Source organism: Larkinella sp., assembly GCF_965227735.1.
Lineage (GTDB): Bacteria > Bacteroidota > Bacteroidia > Cytophagales > Spirosomataceae > Larkinella.
On record NZ_OZ245776.1, the window covers coordinates 2,188,862 to 2,204,818 of the forward strand.

18 protein-coding genes are annotated in these 15,957 nt (G+C 53.6%); 2 read left to right on the plus strand and 16 right to left on the minus strand.

Translation table 11 applies throughout. From position 1 onward, the window contains the following. Positions 1–82 precede the first annotated feature (82 nt). Positions 83–436 carry a hypothetical protein gene (locus tag ACO064_RS08315; protein WP_421826922.1) on the plus strand — a complete coding sequence of 118 codons (354 nt, stop codon included), beginning with the start codon at positions 83–85 and terminating at the stop codon, positions 434–436. Positions 437–442: 6 nt separating this feature from the next. Here the strand turns inward: ACO064_RS08315 and ACO064_RS08320 are convergent, their stop codons facing one another. From ACO064_RS08320 to ACO064_RS08380, 13 genes are all read right to left on the minus strand, one after another. Then, positions 443–1,267 (minus strand): glycosyltransferase family 2 protein, encoded by an 825-nt coding sequence (locus tag ACO064_RS08320; RefSeq protein WP_421826923.1) that lies wholly within the window; start codon positions 1,265–1,267, stop codon positions 443–445. A 33-nt stretch (positions 1,268–1,300) separates the two neighbouring features. Beyond that, a complete protein-coding gene (locus ACO064_RS08325; RefSeq protein ID WP_421826924.1) occupies positions 1,301–2,974 on the minus strand; it encodes a TlpA family protein disulfide reductase in 1,674 nt (557 codons plus the stop codon). A gap of 79 nt (positions 2,975–3,053) precedes the next feature. Then, positions 3,054–3,551: an NADH-quinone oxidoreductase subunit C gene (locus ACO064_RS08330; protein WP_421826925.1), complete on the minus strand. Its 498-nt coding sequence runs from the start codon at positions 3,549–3,551 to the stop codon at positions 3,054–3,056. 8 nt (positions 3,552–3,559) lie between these two features. Then, positions 3,560–3,904 (minus strand): hypothetical protein, encoded by a 345-nt coding sequence (locus ACO064_RS08335; protein WP_421826926.1) that lies wholly within the window; start codon positions 3,902–3,904, stop codon positions 3,560–3,562. 79 nt (positions 3,905–3,983) lie between these two features. After that, positions 3,984–4,532 carry an NADH-quinone oxidoreductase subunit NuoB gene (gene nuoB / locus ACO064_RS08340; RefSeq protein WP_421826927.1) on the minus strand — a complete coding sequence of 183 codons (549 nt, stop codon included), beginning with the start codon at positions 4,530–4,532 and terminating at the stop codon, positions 3,984–3,986. A 251-nt stretch (positions 4,533–4,783) separates the two neighbouring features. Beyond that, a complete protein-coding gene (locus ACO064_RS08345; RefSeq protein WP_421826928.1) occupies positions 4,784–5,269 on the minus strand; it encodes an NADH-quinone oxidoreductase subunit A in 486 nt (161 codons plus the stop codon). Between the two features lie 6 nt (positions 5,270–5,275). Next, positions 5,276–5,896 (minus strand): sterol desaturase family protein, encoded by a 621-nt coding sequence (locus ACO064_RS08350; protein WP_421826930.1) that lies wholly within the window; start codon positions 5,894–5,896, stop codon positions 5,276–5,278. A gap of 109 nt (positions 5,897–6,005) precedes the next feature. Further along, a complete protein-coding gene (locus ACO064_RS08355; RefSeq protein WP_421826931.1) occupies positions 6,006–7,337 on the minus strand; it encodes an NAD(P)/FAD-dependent oxidoreductase in 1,332 nt (443 codons plus the stop codon). A 113-nt stretch (positions 7,338–7,450) separates the two neighbouring features. After that, positions 7,451–8,374, minus strand: coding sequence for a bifunctional metallophosphatase/5'-nucleotidase (locus tag ACO064_RS08360; RefSeq protein ID WP_421826932.1), 924 nt, complete (start codon positions 8,372–8,374; stop codon positions 7,451–7,453). Next, positions 8,352–9,116 carry a 5'-nucleotidase C-terminal domain-containing protein gene (locus ACO064_RS08365; RefSeq protein ID WP_421826933.1) on the minus strand — a complete coding sequence of 255 codons (765 nt, stop codon included), beginning with the start codon at positions 9,114–9,116 and terminating at the stop codon, positions 8,352–8,354. The genes ACO064_RS08360 and ACO064_RS08365 overlap by 23 nt, the downstream gene beginning before the upstream one ends. A gap of 4 nt (positions 9,117–9,120) precedes the next feature. After that, the gene (locus ACO064_RS08370; RefSeq protein WP_421826934.1) at positions 9,121–10,803 is read right to left on the minus strand and encodes a M1 family metallopeptidase; all 1,683 of its coding nucleotides are present in this window, start codon (positions 10,801–10,803) and stop codon (positions 9,121–9,123) included. Between the two features lie 85 nt (positions 10,804–10,888). Next, on the minus strand, positions 10,889–11,302 hold the full coding sequence (locus tag ACO064_RS08375) for a type II toxin-antitoxin system VapC family toxin (protein ID WP_421826935.1): 414 nt from the start codon (positions 11,300–11,302) through the stop codon (positions 10,889–10,891). Further along, positions 11,299–11,541, minus strand: coding sequence for a hypothetical protein (locus ACO064_RS08380; RefSeq protein WP_421826936.1), 243 nt, complete (start codon positions 11,539–11,541; stop codon positions 11,299–11,301). Before ACO064_RS08380 ends, ACO064_RS08375 begins: the two co-directional genes overlap by 4 nt. 138 nt (positions 11,542–11,679) lie before the next feature. Here ACO064_RS08380 and ACO064_RS08385 point away from each other — a divergent pair, with 138 nt between their 5' ends. After that, a complete protein-coding gene (locus tag ACO064_RS08385; protein ID WP_421826937.1) occupies positions 11,680–12,324 on the plus strand; it encodes a DUF3267 domain-containing protein in 645 nt (214 codons plus the stop codon). A gap of 258 nt (positions 12,325–12,582) precedes the next feature. Here the strand turns inward: ACO064_RS08385 and ACO064_RS08390 are convergent, their stop codons facing one another. The 3 genes from ACO064_RS08390 to ACO064_RS08400 form a co-directional block, all read right to left on the minus strand. Beyond that, a complete protein-coding gene (locus ACO064_RS08390) occupies positions 12,583–13,158 on the minus strand; it encodes a Uma2 family endonuclease (RefSeq protein ID WP_421826938.1) in 576 nt (191 codons plus the stop codon). Positions 13,159–13,237: 79 nt separating this feature from the next. Then, positions 13,238–14,284, minus strand: a complete 1,047-nt coding sequence (locus tag ACO064_RS08395) for a response regulator (protein WP_421826939.1) — start codon at positions 14,282–14,284, stop codon at positions 13,238–13,240. Continuing rightward, a complete protein-coding gene (locus tag ACO064_RS08400; RefSeq protein ID WP_421826940.1) occupies positions 14,262–15,878 on the minus strand; it encodes a PAS domain-containing sensor histidine kinase in 1,617 nt (538 codons plus the stop codon). The genes ACO064_RS08395 and ACO064_RS08400 overlap by 23 nt, the downstream gene beginning before the upstream one ends. Positions 15,879–15,957: the final 79 nt, after the last annotated feature.

Below are 15,957 nucleotides of genomic sequence, written 5' to 3' on the forward strand. Positions count from 1 at the left end.
GATTACTACCTTCAACAAAAGAATCCCCCTCTCCCAACCTTTTCCCCACCAAATGCGTCTTACTACCAAAACCAGTACATCCATGAAGACGCTACCTTTGATTTTCGGCCTGCTGATGGTGGCCTGCCAGCCCAATTCCTGGGAGCATGAAGTGGCCGTCAGTGCCGACTGTGCGGCCTATGCGGAATGGAAAAAAACCGCCGAACTGCGCGAAGTGCCGGGGACGGTGGTCAACGAATCAGAGACCTCCCAAACCAGTACGTGGCTCTACATCCGGACCAGCGACAGCACACGCTATTTCGCCTGCAACCTGCCGACCTCAGTGCAGAAAACCGGTACGAAAGTCGTTTTCAACGCCGACGAGTTTGCGCCCCCGCCGAACGTCCGGCTGGCCGGCGTTCCGGTTAAACTGACCAAACTGCGGACGGCGCCCTGAAACGGGTTAGGCATGGAGTTGGGCGATGACACGCTGGTCGGCCTGACGAATCAGTTTTTTAACGCTCCTTAAGGCCCGAAGGATCAACCGAATGCGAAAATACAGAACAATGGGTTGGGGAAAATGCTTGCGCGCAAACAACAGGCTGCACTGGTGATAACTGCCGTTGAAAAACTTCTCCTCAACGCCCGAATCGACCCCGCCCTGGTGGCTGGCGTGGTGGATGAGCGCGGCCTTGGCGACGTAACCCATGCGGCAACCGGCCCGGAAAGCCCGCAGTCCAAAATCGGCATCTTCGTGAACGGCAACCCCCGCAAATCGCTCATCGAACGGGCCGATCTTGTCAAAAACCGGGCGTGATACCGAAAAATTAGCGCCAGTTACCACATTCACCGGCCCGTCGGTCGGGCAATCGTCCCCCCCCGTAAACTTCAGATACCAGGTCAGCCACAACGGGCTCGACTGGGGCGACACGTGCGTCTCGATAATACGGCCCTGCACCACCTCCAGCCCGCGCTGGTGAGCCTCAAAATGCGCCTGAACGAAGGTCGGTCCAAATTCCGTGTCGTCGTCAATGAAGATAACAACCTCGCCCCGAGCATGTTGAAGGCCCAGATTCCGGGCGGCTGTCAGCGACGGTTTTTCGCTCCGGATCAATCGAAACCGGGTTTGGTGCTCGTCCAGAAACCGGCTTGTTTCCGGCTCATGCTGACGGGTTTGGTCAACGACAATGATTTCGTAGCGGTCAAAATCCTGCCGGAACGCGCATTGCAGGCATTGCACCAGCAACGCTTCCCGGTTGTAGGTCGGAATAATCAGAGAAACAAGCACAAAAGTTACGGTATAGGTACGCTGGAAACGGTTCTACAATTTTTCCCGAATGAGTTTCAATACTTCCTCCGGTTTAGACGGCAACGGAGCATCGCGTTTGATAAATTTGCCATCGCGGCCCAGCAACCCGGCGGCCGGAATGTATTCGGCCCGGAGTGTTCCAATCAGGTCGCCAAGCTGGTCTCCGTCCACAAAAACGTGCAGACCTTTGGGCTTATTTTTTGCCACCCACTCCCGCCAGAGTTCCATCGAATTTTCACTGCTGCACACATAGGCAAACAGCACATCCCGACTGCCAAGCTGGTCCTGAATGGCCCGGGCCGCGAGGGCTTCCTGCCGCGACGGCTCCACCTCAGTCGACCACGCCAGCACGTAAACCAACCGCCCCAGCGCCTGTTTCTGGAGCTGTTCGAGCAGGTCTTTGCCGTAGCGGCTGGAGCGCATCAGGGTCACCCCCGACAACACCTCGACCGGTTCATCGACCTGATTGGTAAACTTTTCTGCCACCTCCCGCACCGTCGCGCTGTCTTTGACTTCCAACCGGTACAATTCCTCCAGCGAAAGCCGGTAGCGCGGATCAGTCACCTGAGGCATGATGTGCTGGTATAAAAGCTGCTGGTTTTTCAACTCAATTTCGGGCAAAATGGACTCCAAAAAATTGGCTTTCAGGTAATCCATTCCGGTGGTGTCCACGATTTTCCGGTATTGCGACATCTCCGTTTCGTAGACCAGCAGTTTCGCCAGCGTGTCCTGGTGGCGTTGCAAAATCCGCTGCAACATCGGCATATCGCGGCTCACGGCGGATTTTCCGGCCTTCAACTCGTCCACCCGCGTCCGCTCCGTAGGCGACAGATCCCGGATATACTGGTCCACCAGCCGGGCAAACGTACCCACCGGGACCCCGCGACCGGCCTGGTCAGCGATTCGTGAATTGGCATAAGCCGCAAACCGTTCCATAGCCGTTGTCCGCTGAACCGTCAGGAAAAGATCGTCGGCGGGTCGCAGACTGACGCCGGAGGGCAAACCCGTTTCCAGGCGCGTGTCCTGCTCGGCCAGCGCCCGGTCATAGAGGTAGGTCGACACTTCGTATTTGATGCCCGACCGGATGTACTGATCCAGCAGCGGCAACACCTCGTTGGTCTGGCGGTATTTTTCGTAGGTAGCAATGAACTCATTCGTCAGGATCTTCCGGCTGTCGTCGGCCGACCGCCCATCGACCCGCTTCGCCAACTGGCGGTTATCGACTTTGGGTTTGTTTTTAAACTCGAACGCCTTATACCGGGTCAGTTGGTTGTTCACCTGGGCGTTGGTGCCGCTAAAGCGGAAAGGCGCTTCGGACAAAAACAGAGAGTCGGCATCGAGCGCAATTTCGATGGTGCCGGCCGAACCCAGAAAAGCGGTCGAAATCTGGCCAAAATTGAAATACAGTTCTTCGTATGGATACACCAGCGGCAGCGTCACCTGAAACGAGCCGTCGGGCGCGAGCGGGGCCGGGCGTGCCATTTCGCGGCTGGCCTGCAGGATGTTGTTCCGCGAAACCGTTACATTGGGACTTTGGCGGTACAGTTGAAGCGTCAGATTTTTGATCCGGCCCTTCACCGTCACGGAATCGGATTTGAATTGGGCGTAAACGGAGGGGAATTGGCCAAAAAAGAAGGTCAAAAGAAGGCCGATGGCCGGGAATAGTCTATAACGTCGCGTTGGCATGAAGGCAATGGCTCAAATCCAGAAAAGATACAAGTTAAACTGCCAATTGCACACTACCAAACGTTCCGGGCTTGCCGGGCTATTTCACTTTGATTCCGTGGTACGTTTCCATCTCCCGATAGTCTTTCCGCAACGGATGGCCCTGCCAGTCGGTGGGGAGCAGAATCCGGCGCAAATCGGGGTGGCCGTCGAAGTGAATACCGACCAGATCGTAGATTTCGCGCTCGTGCCAGTCGGCCGTTCGCCAAACGCTGCTGACCGTCGGCACTACCGGCAGCGGTTCGCCTTCGGCCGTGCGCGGCAACACGACTTTCAGTGTCAGGTTATGTTCGTAGGGGATGGAGGTGAGGTTGTAAACAACTTCCATCGTGTTAACCTGCAGACCGTTGTCGATTCCGGTCATGCAGGCCAGAAAGTCAAAAAAAAGCCGGTCATCGTCGCGCAAAAACCGGCAAATTTCGGCAATCTGCGTTGACTCCACCACGAGGAAAGGCTGCGGATTGGCGGTGTTGGCTTGCAGAATTCCGTCGGTGCCAAATTGAGCCACCAGCACCTCGGTCAGTTCGGAAAAATTCATTCTGCAAGTTAGCGAATTGAGACGATCGTTATCTCATCGGCTTCGAATTTCGAGCCCCAGCCGCACTCGACGGTTTTCTTCCGGTCCGTAAATTTGTAGACGATGGTACCCTGCTTCTGGATTTCTTTACCCACGAAGTTCTCCACCAGGGCGACGGATTCGGCATCGGGTGCATACCGGATTATCTTCTGCGGATCGTTCCAGTTCAGGGCTACGTGCGCCTGACAACCGTCATACGCCAGTCCGTTGGGATACAGCATGACGTCCGACCGGAGTTCGGGGCCGGAAGTGGAATCGTCTTCGGTGCAGGCTGCGAAGCACAACACCATCAGGGTGATCAGGGTCGTTTTCATACGTGTTAGCATTTGTTAAACGATATGACCCTTTTATCCTTTCATTAGTTGGAGCGTATGCTGTTCTTTTCCAACAAAATTAATTCCCGTCCGGCGCTGCGTCAGCTTCCATCGCCAGCAGGGCCGTCGGGGCCGGTTCGTCCCGCAGGCTGCTGTTGCGGATTTTCTCCTGGAGTTTCAGAAAACCGCCAATCAGGGCTTCGGGGCGCGGTGGACAGCCCGGCACATACACATCGACGGGAATGATCCGATCCACGCCCTTCACGACATGGTAACCGTGCTGCCAGTAGGGGCCTCCGCAGTTGGAACACGACCCCATCGAAATCACGTAGCGCGGTTCGGGCATCTGTTCGTAGAGCCGCCGGATGCGGTCGGCCATTTTGAAGGTCACGGTTCCGGACACGATCATGACGTCCGACTGCCGGGGCGAAGGCCGGGGAAAAATCCCGAACCGCTCCAGGTCGTAGCCCGACGCGAAGGTTTGCATCATTTCGATGGCGCAGCAGGCCAGCCCGAAGCCCATCGGCCACAGCGACGAAAGCCGTGCCCAGTTCAGGAGGTCTTCGGCGGTGGTCAGCAACACCCCACCTTCGCCGGATTTGAATCGTTGATCGAGTAAACCGCTCATGGTTGTTTCGCCCCCAACCCCCTAATTGACTTAAACAAAGTAACTACTGAAGTGAATGGTCACCAGCCCACTGCTTTAGCTGTGGGTAAATTATAACGAAACCGGATCATGACAGAACCGTTTTAACGGTTTGCCGGCCGATGAAACCGTTAAAACGGTTTTATTAGAAGAGCGTTACTTTCCGATTGACCCACAGCTAAAGCAGTGGGCTGGTAAGCCAGATTCATAATTCGGCGGTTGCTTTGTTTAAGTCAATTAGGGGTTGGGGGCATTTTTTTATATTTCTGATTCACTTTTTCGTACAGCGAAACCGGTACGGCGGTTTTCATTTCCGGCACCTTCGGTTCCGGTTTGACCCAATCCAGGAAGCCTTTGGCCCAGACATACGCCAGCCCTAGTGCCAGAAGAGCCACAAAGATGACCATTTCTGCCAGCGAAAGCCAGCCCCACAAGCCGTTCGTTTCTTCGATCAAGGCTTTTTGCCCAAAAACCGTAGCCCACGGAAACAAAAAGACCAGTTCGACGTCGAACAAAACAAAAATAAGGGCAACCACATAAAACCGGACATTAAACTGCACATTGGCATTGCCAACCGGTTCTTCGCCGGATTCGTAGGTGGTTTGCTTTTCAATGTTGGGGCGATTGGGGCGCAACAGGCTCCCAACAAACAAAACCAGCCCAACGAACGCCAGGCCGGTAATGATGAACAAGAGGATGATTCCGAAGTCGGAGAGCATACGGTATTATTTCATATACGTTCCAAACACATGATCCCAGAGGGGCGACGATACGCCGTAGTTCTTTTCGTGGCTCTTGTAGTGGTGTACCGAGTGATTGATCCACAGCCACTTAAAGAGGTTCTTGGGCGGTGCGTAGGCATGAACGATGAAATGCACGAACAGATAGCCCGAATAGCCGACCAGAAAACCGGGGAAAAACGCGTAGGAAGCTTCGCCCAGCAATAGGAAAAGGACGCCAAACAAGGCCGACGCCACAAATACAGCCGCAGCCGGAGGCATCGCCAGCCGGGTTTTGTCTTTCGGATACTCGTGGTGAATGCCGTGGAAGGTATACTGAATTTTAGCCTTCGTCGGCGTGTCGGTTTCCATGTGAAAAACGCCCCGGTGAACGGCGTATTCGACCAACGTAAAAACGGTAATGCCCGCAAAAAAGAGGAAAGTAATCCAGAGAGCCGACATCTCCGTATACGCAAAAGCGTACCAGCCGAAGAGTGTGGACGTTACCAGATAAATCGTGATCGGAACCGCAATGTGGGTACGTGACAACCGTTCAAGAATCGGGTTCTCAAACAACGGCTTGGTGCCACTATTTTTAGGTCTGGTTTTGGTTATCGTTTGTTCCATACTATAAAGAATTAAATGCCGCCCAAACGTGGGGAACGCCGGGGCGCGGGTGTGTAAACTGCAAATTTAAACTACTTTTCAACAGATGGTCAAACAAGTTGACCATTTATTATTTTGTGATTAACTGGTCTTCTACTTTCTGCTGTATGGCTTCCATGTTGCCTTTCGGGAGTTTGGGTTTGATAATCAGCCGCAGCGATTGATCGTCGCTGAGGTAATTCCACGCCCAGTTGACCAGAATAAGCAACCGGTTTTTAACGCCGACAATGGCCATAAGGTGCACAAAAAGCCAGACCATCCACGCAAAAACGCCCTGAAAGCTCCAAAAAGGCAGATCAACGACCGCTTTTCCGCGACCAATCGTCGCCATTGTTCCCAAATCCTTATACGTGAACGGCTCCATCAGTTGACCCTTCACCAGCCTCACCAGGTTTTTCGACAGGTGTTTCCCCTGCTGAATGGCCGGTTGGGCAATTTGCGGATGACCATTCGGGTATTTCTCTTCCGTCATCAACGCAATGTCGCCCAGAGCAAAAATATCCGTAAAGCCCTGCACCTGACTGAACCGGTTGACGAGCAGACGCCCCCCTCGGCCCGTCGCTTCGGTCGGTAGCCCGTTCAACGGATTGGCTTTGACGCCAGCCGCCCAAACCAGGTTGTTTGTCCGAATCGTGGACCCGTCGGCCATGTGAACCAGTCGACCGTCGAAATCCTGAACGCGGGTATTCAGTTTAACGATGACACCCAGCTTTTCGAGATATTGCTGCGATTTCACCTGCGACTCTACCGACATCGGCCCCAGCAATTCCGCCCCGGACTCGACCAGATAAATCTGCATCATCCTGAAGTCCAGTTCGGGGTAATCGCTCGGCAGAACGGTTTTCCGCATCTCCGCAAAGGTTCCGCATAACTCGACACCCGTAGGCCCTCCACCCACTACGACCACATTCAAAAAACCTTCTTTTTCATCCAGCGTATCGACGGAAAGGGCATCTTCAAAATTTTGCAGCACCCGGTTTCGGAGCGCAATAGCCTCAGAGACCGACTTCATCGGCAACGCGCGCTCGATGATGTTCTTCATGCCGAAAAAGTTGGTGTCGGCTCCGGTGGCCACCACCAGGTAGTCGTAATCGATGGGTCCTAAATCGGTATCGACGGTTTTGGTGTCGGGATGAACCGCCGTCACGGTGGTGACGCGGATGTGAACATTCTTGCAATCCTGAAAAACCGCCCGGAGTGGAAACAGGATGGAACTGGCTTCCAGTCCCGAGGTGGCTACCTGGTAATAAAGCGGCTGAAACTCGTGGAAATTATGCTTGTTGATCAGAACGACCTGAAATTCTTTGCGGCTGGAAAGTTTGCGCGCCAGTTGCAGACCGCCGAACCCCGCTCCCACAATCACTACGCGTTTGCGGTCGGTACGTGGAATATTTGGGTTCATACGTCGTGGGATTAATCCTGTTGACAGAATAACTGCAATCGTTTCCGTAAGGTTTCAACCGCTTACGCGAATCGGTTGATTTTCGCCGAAACCGCTTTCGAACGGTTCCGTCCTCACGATTTTACTTCCACCGCTTTGCTTTCCATCACCGGCTTCGCTTTTCCGCGCTCAAACGTCAGGTCGATCCGGCCCAGGTAGATCCCGGCAAACCCCACCTGGTTGATCAGAACCGGAAGTCCGTCCTGGTTCAGCACATTGACCGGCGCTTCCAGAAACGTGTGCGTATGCCCGCCGATGACCAAATCGATATGCCTGCTTTTGGAGGCAAAAACCCGGTCCGACACGGCTTTGTCGTTGTATTGATAACCCAGGTGCGACAGACAGATCACGTAATCGCAGTTCAGGTCGTTCCGCAGCTTCGCGGCCATGTCGTTGCCGGTTTCAATAGGATCCAGATACCGGGTTTCCCGGAATAACTCCTTCGGAATCAACCCTTCCGGTTTGATACCCACGCCAAAGACACCAATCTTCAAACCGTCTTTTTTGAAAACCCGGTACGGTTCCGTGCGGCCATCCATCGCCGTGTTTTTAAAGTCATAATTGGCAATCAGAAACGGAAAGTTCGCTTTTCCGAACTGCGTCACCATATTGTCCATGCCGCCGTCGAAGTCGTGGTTGCCGATGGTGCTGGCGTCGTAGCGCATCTGGTTCATGGCCTGCACTTCGGGTTCGCCCTTGTAGAGATTGAAATAGGGCGTTCCCTGAAACAAATCCCCCGCGTCGAACAGCAGCACGTTGGCTTGTTCGCTCCGAATCTGGTTGATCAGCGTGGCCCGGCGGACAATACCGCCCCGCCCGGCATTGCGGCCGCCATCCATCGGAAACGGTTCCAGTCGGCTGTGGACGTCGTTTGTGTGCAGAATGGTCAGTTGGGTGAGCTTCGGTTTGGCCAGGGCTTCCGGGGCAAAACCGCCCACCACGGCAGCCGCACCGAACAGCTTCAGAAACTGGCGTCTATTGGATTGAAATGCGTCCATCGGTTGTCGGATTGATCGGTTGACCGGATTTACCAAGCTGTCGAAAATACTCAATGAAAACGTCCCGGATGGGAACGTTGAAATTCTTCCGGGCCACGGCATCTTTCAGAAACGCCGTTCCTCCACCCCGATCGGCCACGTAATCGCTCATCAAAACCGTGTAGTTCTGGTTGGGGTCGAAGGTCTTCCCGTTCGTAAAGGTAATGTCGGTCAGGATGTTGTTCTTGATCACCACCCGAACGCCACCCACTACCAGCGATTTTTCATCGATTTCACTGCCCACGAAAAACTCGAAAAACTCCCGCAGCATCGAGCCTTTCAGCGTTAGCATCACCAGTTGGTTGTCGAACGGCATCACTTCATAAATGCTGCCAATCCGGATCGGGCCTTGTGGCAATCCCGTCCGAATCCCGCCGTAATTGAGGTGCGAGCAATCGGCGGGTTGCCCCAGCTTCTGCTGCGCATATTGCAACATGGCGTCGGTGAGCATATTGTTGAGGGCGCACTCGGGTTTGGAGCGGTTCAAAGGCACCGCCGACTGCACCAGTACCTCGTTCATGGTTTGATCCATCTGCTGCTTAAAGGGTTGCAGAAAACGAGCCATGCTGCTATCGGCCGGAGCCGCCAGCGAGTCGACCTGAATGCGTTTGTAGCCCTGGTCGGTCAGGTGGTAGCCCGTCTGGCAAGCGGTGGTCAGCACGGCCAGCAGCGGAAGAAACCGTAGTGTTGAGAAGCGCGTCATATCCTTATTCCTGAGTTTTCTGTGCGGTTTCGACCAGGGGCCGGGCGCCGAAGTATTGCAATTCATACGCAAAATTTAACCACCCCTGCGACCGGCGAATGAGCATCGTCTGCCATTCCCGCGTGGTAAACAGGGTGTGCCAGGGGCCGTAGGCAAACCGGTATTTCAACGGCATGTTGAAACCGGGCGCGTCGGCAATCCAGCGGTGCTGCACTTCGATAAAGTCCCCCTTTTCGGTTACCTTGTATTCGAGCACGGGTGGCGCAGCATAGTTCAGAAACTGATCGAAGATGGGTCGCAGGTCTTTTTCGGTTTCCCGACACAAAATATCGATGATCTGTTTGGTGGTCACCAGCGAGTGTTTGCGTTCCAGCGCCACTTTCCGCAGCGCCATAAACCAGACGTTGTCGTCGTCGACCACACACCGCAGGGAATGCAGCAGCCACGCTCCCTTGTAATAAATATCCGTATCCTTGTGCTGGAAGTTGACGCCCCGCGGCCCCATCAGCGGAAATTTGTTTTTAATCAGCGGTTTTTGCGTCATCAAATACTTGATTGCCTGCGGGGGGCCGTGGGTGTTTTCCACATAAATCGATTCCATGTATGTAGCAAACGATTCGTGGATCCACATTTCGGCGGGATCGGAGACACTCAGGCTGTTGCCAAAATACTCGTGTGCACTTTCGTGAATCAGAATAAAATCGAAGCCGAAAGGATTGTTCTGGTATTTATTTCCGTAGCCAATGGCGCTCTGGTGCTCCATGCCCCAATACGGGGTTTCGACCACCGAATAACCATCACGCCAGTAGGGATAATGCCCGAAATACCACTCGTAACAATCGAGCATTCCGATCACCTGCTCGAAGTGTTTTTTGGCTTTTTCTTCGTTATAGCGCAGCACGTGGTAGTTCAGATCGAGATACTGGTAATCGCGGCTCCGGTATTGCTCCTGAATCGTGACGTAATCGCCCAGGTTGAAAGTAACGTTGTAGGTATTGATGGAATACGAAACCGCCCACACAAACTCCGTCTGGTTGTCACCCACCTCCCGCTCTTCCTGAAGCCTGCCGTTCGAGACGGCTTTCAGTCCTCGGGGTACGCGGAAAGTCATCTGCATTGATTCGGGTTCGTCGGACAGGTGATCTTTGCAGGGCCACCACGAACTGGCGCCCAGCCCCTCGCAGGAAACGCCCACCCAATCGTTGCCGGTGCTGTCTTTGCTCCAGGAAAAACCGCCATCCCAGGGCGGATTTACGGCTTCGCGCGGTTTTCCGTGGTAGGCTATTTTTATTTCTTCAATGTTATCTTTTTCCTGGGCCGCCTTCATCGTCACAAAAATAGCGTTGCCTTCACGGGTATACCGCAGGGATTGGCCGCCCTGCGTGATCGCATCGATGGTCAGGTTTTCAAACAGGTCAATCTGCATCCGTTTGAAGGGCGTTCGCACCCGATACCGGATGGTGTTGCTCCCCGCAATGCTTTTTGTAGCCGGATCAACGGATAAATTGAGGTCATAAAAAAGGACATTGTAACAGGTGCGTTCCGGCCGGAGCGAGCCCCGCAGCGAATCCTGCCGGGTAAAGGTGTCGACCGTAAGCCGTTCGGGTTCAGAAGGTTGCTTCGGTTGTTGAGCAAAAAGAGGAAATACGTACCAAAAGGCCAGCAGGCCCACTACCCATTGTTTCATGTAAAGAAGCTGCAAATTGTATACAATGATACGGAATAATCCAGCGCCAACCCGTATTGTCTACCACGCGTTAGTCGCCTACGGTTTACAAATCTATCCAGTTCTCAAGCTTCGCACCGGCCAAATCCGCGAAATGTCGCGTATTGCGGGTAACCAGCGTCAATCCGAATACAATAGCCGTCGATCCGATCAGCAAATCGAAGTCATCGACGGTCCGGCCCATCCGTCTGAGGGAAGCTTTTTGGCGGGCATACTCATATAGGCTTTCACCGATGCGGAGAATACGCCCCTGAAAAAAAGCCTGGAGATCATCTACATTTTCTCGATTCTTCTGCCGTCTATCAGGTGCGCTGTTCTCTACACCAAATAATAATTCGGCAATGGTAATCTCCGACACGAAACACGATTTTGTCCCAACGTCGGCAATTTTTCGTTTGATACCGAATTCGTCTTTAATCAGATGCACACAAATGTTGGTATCGAGCAGATAACGGCTCATAGGTGTATAGTGCGGTCATGGAAAGAACGCGCATTCTGGAGCATGGCCGCCAGTTCATCGCCAGATTCATCACTTTTCCAGCCACCAGCCACGCGATTCAGTAAACGCAATTCTTCGGCTTCGCTTCGTTCACCTTCCGTGTGCGTTTCTCTGATGCGAAGTCCCAAACGCTGTGCCAGGCCTTTGAACAACTCAAAATCAGTGTCGTTTTGGGTTTCAATCGTGATGGTGTGCATCATGCTATTTCTTGTTAATATCCCTGCTAATTTAACTAATTTTCGACGTAACCTGTTCCCTGTGTGCACTATTCACTATGAATTCAGACCCATTCCTTCTTATCTTTAAGAAAGCAAAAAGCCCTCCGTGTTTCCAGCGTCATGACCAAACCCCACATTGCCGATTTTCAGGACGTTAGTCGGTTTCACCTCGTTGAATCGTTCTCCGTCGACGACATGAAAGTGTTTTTGCTGCGCGAACTGGGCCTGAACCCGTCTGCGGAAAAGAAACCGGCCCGGCTAACCGCCAAGTCCGCCATTGCTGTTCTGATCATGGCGGGTTTTGGCGGTATTTTCGGCTTTCTGCTGGCCAAAACCGCCGGGACGGTTCCGTGGTGGCACATTCCCGCAGCCTTCGCCGGGCTGCTGCTGCTCCTGCCGATTCATGAAGGCATCCACGCCCTGGTTTTCAAGGCCCTGGGCGCGCCCGAGGTGGGTTTCGGGTATTCCATCAAAAGTTTGATTGTGTATGCCTACGCGCAGCGGTTTGTGATGACACTCCAGGGAAATGCGCTGGTGGCTGTCATGCCGTTTGTGTTCATTACCACGGCTTTGGTGCTGGCCTGGATCGCCTGGCCGTCAGGCGGTGTGATCTGGGGAATAGTCCTCCTGATGCACACGCTGGCCTGCATCGGCGACTATGTGCTGGTGCGGTATTCGTTTAAAAACCGCCACCGGACGATGTTTACTTACGACGATCTGGACGAACGGAGATCGTATTTTTACGAACAGACCGACGGACTTTAGTCCGTGTTACAGGAAACACGGACTAATTGATTTAAATTTAATAACCGCCGAAATGAATGTTTATCAGCCCACTGCTTTAGCTGTGGGTAAATTGTAGCGAAACCGAATCATTACAAAACCGTTTTAACGGTTTGCCGGACGATAAAACCGTTAAAACGGTTTTGTTAGCATGGGGTTACATTTCGCTTACCCGCAGCTAAAGCAGTGGGCTGGTAAGCCAAATATGAAGTCGGCGTTAAATCAATAAGTCCGTCGGCACTACAACAAGGTCGAAAGGTTCACTTCCAGCCCCGGCAGAACCGATTCGCCCGAAAGGGTTTCGGTAAACAATCGGGTTTCCGGTTCTTCATCCGGGCGATAGATGGTGGTTTGCTGTTGAAACGGATCGATCAGCCAAGCCAGCCGAACACCGTTTTTGAGGTATTTCTCCATTTTGACCGGCAACCAGTACTTTTCATCCCGATCCGACATCAACTCGATCACAAAATCCGGGCAAATTCGGGAGAATTTATCTTTGTCTTCTTCCGGCACGGAATCCCAGCGTTCATTGCTGATCCAGGCTACATCCGGAGCGCGAACGGACGTGTCGGGCAACGTAAAACCGCCATTCGAGTCTGTAACCTTACCCCGTTTTGCCAGTCGGTTCCAGATGCCGATTTCGATGACAAGATCCGCATTTCGTATACTCGTTTTCGTTCCGGTTGGCATCTGGAAATAGATTTGACCGTCTTCGTCCCGCTCAACCCGCAATTCGGGGTTCTGGCGACAGAATTCGAAGAACTCATCGTCGGTAAAGCGACCGTCGTAGGCGGGTAGTTTGATGGGTAAGCGCATAAGACGTTTTAGAGATAGACGTTCAACCGGATTAAAAGTAACGAAGAAACACCAAAAAGACTGGTTTTGATTCCGGGTTTCACCAGTTTGCCTGGCGCAGTTTTTCGGGCTGCAGCACCCGGATGGTGCCCGTTGAAGCAATTTCGAGCAAACCGTCGTGCCGGAACTCGCTCAGGGTGCGAATCAGGGTTTCGGTGGCCGTGCCGACAATGGCCGCCAGATTGTCCCGCGAAAGCTGAATAACGCCTTCCTGATCTTGACGGTAGAGGTTCAGAAGCGCGTCTGCCACCCGGCGACGGATGGAGTTGTAGGCCATGTGGAGCAACTGCTCCTCGCGCTCGCCGACGTGTCCCGCCAGCATTTTAATGAACTGTCCGCTCACCGTGGCATTCGCCAGGAGCAACTGCTGAAAATCTTCTTTCGGAATGTACACCAATTCCGAATCCTCCAGCGTTACGGCAGAGTCGCCATAATCCCGGTTTTCGAGCAGGGCGAGATACCCGAAAAAGTCGCCCGACTGGTAGAGTCCGGTGATAAATTCTTTCCCGTCGGCGTTGGTCCGAACGGTTTTGACCTTCCCGGATTTCAGAAAATACAGGCGTGTTGGCGTATCGCCTTCCGTATAGACAAACTGTTTTTTACGCAGCGGATGGGCTTTTCGATCCACCGACAGGCTCTCCAGATTGCCCGCGTGCCGGGCGTCGTTCAGAAAATGGTCGAAACCGTCCTGCTGCAGGTTGTAGGTCGGCCCGATGTTGCGGAAGCGGTTCAATCGCCCTTCAATCGCACTGAGCAGTTCCGACTCCTCGAAGGGCTTGGTCAGGTAATCATCGGCGCCGAGTTCCATGCCTTTGCGGAACTCCGTCCGCTCGGTTTTGGCGGTCAGGAAAATGAACGGAACACCGGCCAACTGCGGGTTTTTATTGAAAATATGCAGGACGCCATAGCCATCCAACACGGGCATCATGATGTCGCAGATGACCAGATCCGGCTTTTCGGCCAGGGCTTTTTCAACGCCCACTTTTCCGTTTTCGGCCGTGTGAACGGCATAACCGACCAATTCCAGAATTTCGGCGGTATTTTCGCGAATGGCGTCGTTGTCTTCAATCAAGAGAATGGTTTTCATACGGAATAAATAACGTAACGGACGTGCCCTGATCCAACTCACTTTTTAACGATACCTGACCACCCATCAACTCCACATACCGCCCCACGATGTGCAGACCGAGCCCGGTACCCGATATATCGGTTACATTTTGAGCCCGGAAAAACCGCTCGAAGAGGTGTTCCTGGTCTTCCCGGGAAATCCCCACGCCCTGGTCTTCCACCACCAGCTTCATCTGCCCGTCGGCGCAGGTTGCCCGGATGGTCACCGTCGATCCCGGCCCCGAATACTTGACGGCATTCGAAAGGAGATTCACCATAATTTTACGCAACAAAGACGGGTCGATCCATACCGAAATCGGGCACGACAGCTCGGTTTGAATCGTTTGTCCGGGTTTCAACAGACTCTGCATATCGGCCACGGTTTCGGCAACCAGTTGGGCAACCGCCACTTCAACGGGGTGAGCAACAACTTTTCCCTCCTCCAGTTTATCGACGGACAAAAACTCTTCGAGGATGTCGTTCAGGTGATTGACCGACGCCCGGATGCGGTCGAGGTGTTTCTGCCGGTTGCTTTGGTGTTCACTGCCGGCGTAGCGTTCGATCAGCGCGGCCGAGGTCAGAACCACCGTCAGCGGGGTCCGAAATTCGTGGGAAGCCATCGATACGAAGCGCGATTTTAACTCACCCAGTTCCCGTTCCACCACCAGCGCCTTCGCCAGTTCATCTTTTGAGTGCTCCAGTTGTTCCAGGGTGGTCATGAGCGCCTGGGTGCGGTCGGCCACTTTGTGCTCCAGGTCGGCATTGAGCCGCTCGATGTGGTCGCGGTGAGCCAGCAATTGCCGTTCGGCTTCTTTCTTAAACGTAATGTCAATAATATAGGCGACAGCGTGCAATTCATCTTCCAGCCGGAAGTAACTGAGGCTAATTTCAACCGGAAACACCGAGCCGTCTTTTCGCTGGGCGTGCAGATCGCGGTTGTGGCCCATCGCCCGCACCTGCGGATTTTCGTTGAAGGATTGCCGGAGTTTTTCGTGGTAACTGCTCACTTTTCGCGGAACCAACTGCTCGATGGTCAGGGCCATCAGTTCGTCCGGGGTATAGCCAAACAGTTGTTCAGCGAGTTGATTGGCCGACACGATCCGTCCCTGCTGGTTGCAAACGATGATGCCAATGGTGGCATTGGAAAAGATACCCTGATACCGCCGGACGCTGTTTTCCAGCTCGCGCTCGGCCTGGTGCAGCGGTTCCTGGTCGATGAGCTGAACGAGTGCGTAGGGCCGGTCATACACCACAAAAGTGCTGATGATGAGATGCCCCCAGAACATCTGCCCGTTTTGCCGCTTGATCGGTGTTCGTTCTTCATATTGCCCATCGCGCAGGAGCTGCCCGATCAGACGATTGCGGTCTTCGTCCGGCACAGGCTGCGTCCGGATGGAACGCGAACGAACCGGGTCGGCCAGCAAGGCCTGCTCCGAAGCAAAGCCCAGCATCTGAACACCCGCCGGGTTGACATGGACAAAGTGTTCTTCACTCAGGTCGTAGATGCCGAAAAAGTCGTCACTTTTTTCAAAAAGTAGATTGATTAAGGCCTCAGAGTATAGATTGACTAACATAGGATACGGCTATACTGCGGTAAAGTCTCCATCGGCACCGGCCGGATTGAACGAATACTCGTACAAAGTTACTAAATAG

Coding starts and splice junctions, on each gene's coding strand:
- ACO064_RS08400 (WP_421826940.1), bottom strand. CDS start 15,878: ATGTTAGTCAATCTATACTCTGAGGCCTTAATCAATCTACTTTTTGAA.
- ACO064_RS08345 (WP_421826928.1), bottom strand. CDS start 5,269: ATGCTCTCCGACTTCGGAATCATCCTCTTGTTCATCATTACCGGCCTG.
- ACO064_RS08375 (WP_421826935.1), bottom strand. CDS start 11,302: ATGAGCCGTTATCTGCTCGATACCAACATTTGTGTGCATCTGATTAAA.
- ACO064_RS08335 (WP_421826926.1), bottom strand. CDS start 3,904: ATGAAAACGACCCTGATCACCCTGATGGTGTTGTGCTTCGCAGCCTGC.
- ACO064_RS08370 (WP_421826934.1), bottom strand. CDS start 10,803: ATGAAACAATGGGTAGTGGGCCTGCTGGCCTTTTGGTACGTATTTCCT.
- ACO064_RS08325 (WP_421826924.1), bottom strand. CDS start 2,974: ATGCCAACGCGACGTTATAGACTATTCCCGGCCATCGGCCTTCTTTTG.
- ACO064_RS08390 (WP_421826938.1), bottom strand. CDS start 13,158: ATGCGCTTACCCATCAAACTACCCGCCTACGACGGTCGCTTTACCGAC.
- ACO064_RS08365 (WP_421826933.1), bottom strand. CDS start 9,116: ATGACGCGCTTCTCAACACTACGGTTTCTTCCGCTGCTGGCCGTGCTG.
- ACO064_RS08380 (WP_421826936.1), bottom strand. CDS start 11,541: ATGATGCACACCATCACGATTGAAACCCAAAACGACACTGATTTTGAG.
- ACO064_RS08360 (WP_421826932.1), bottom strand. CDS start 8,374: ATGGACGCATTTCAATCCAATAGACGCCAGTTTCTGAAGCTGTTCGGT.
- ACO064_RS08315 (WP_421826922.1), top strand. CDS start 83: ATGAAGACGCTACCTTTGATTTTCGGCCTGCTGATGGTGGCCTGCCAG.
- ACO064_RS08385 (WP_421826937.1), top strand. CDS start 11,680: ATGACCAAACCCCACATTGCCGATTTTCAGGACGTTAGTCGGTTTCAC.
- nuoB (WP_421826927.1), bottom strand. CDS start 4,532: ATGAGCGGTTTACTCGATCAACGATTCAAATCCGGCGAAGGTGGGGTG.
- ACO064_RS08355 (WP_421826931.1), bottom strand. CDS start 7,337: ATGAACCCAAATATTCCACGTACCGACCGCAAACGCGTAGTGATTGTG.
- ACO064_RS08395 (WP_421826939.1), bottom strand. CDS start 14,284: ATGAAAACCATTCTCTTGATTGAAGACAACGACGCCATTCGCGAAAAT.
- ACO064_RS08330 (WP_421826925.1), bottom strand. CDS start 3,551: ATGAATTTTTCCGAACTGACCGAGGTGCTGGTGGCTCAATTTGGCACC.
- ACO064_RS08350 (WP_421826930.1), bottom strand. CDS start 5,896: ATGGAACAAACGATAACCAAAACCAGACCTAAAAATAGTGGCACCAAG.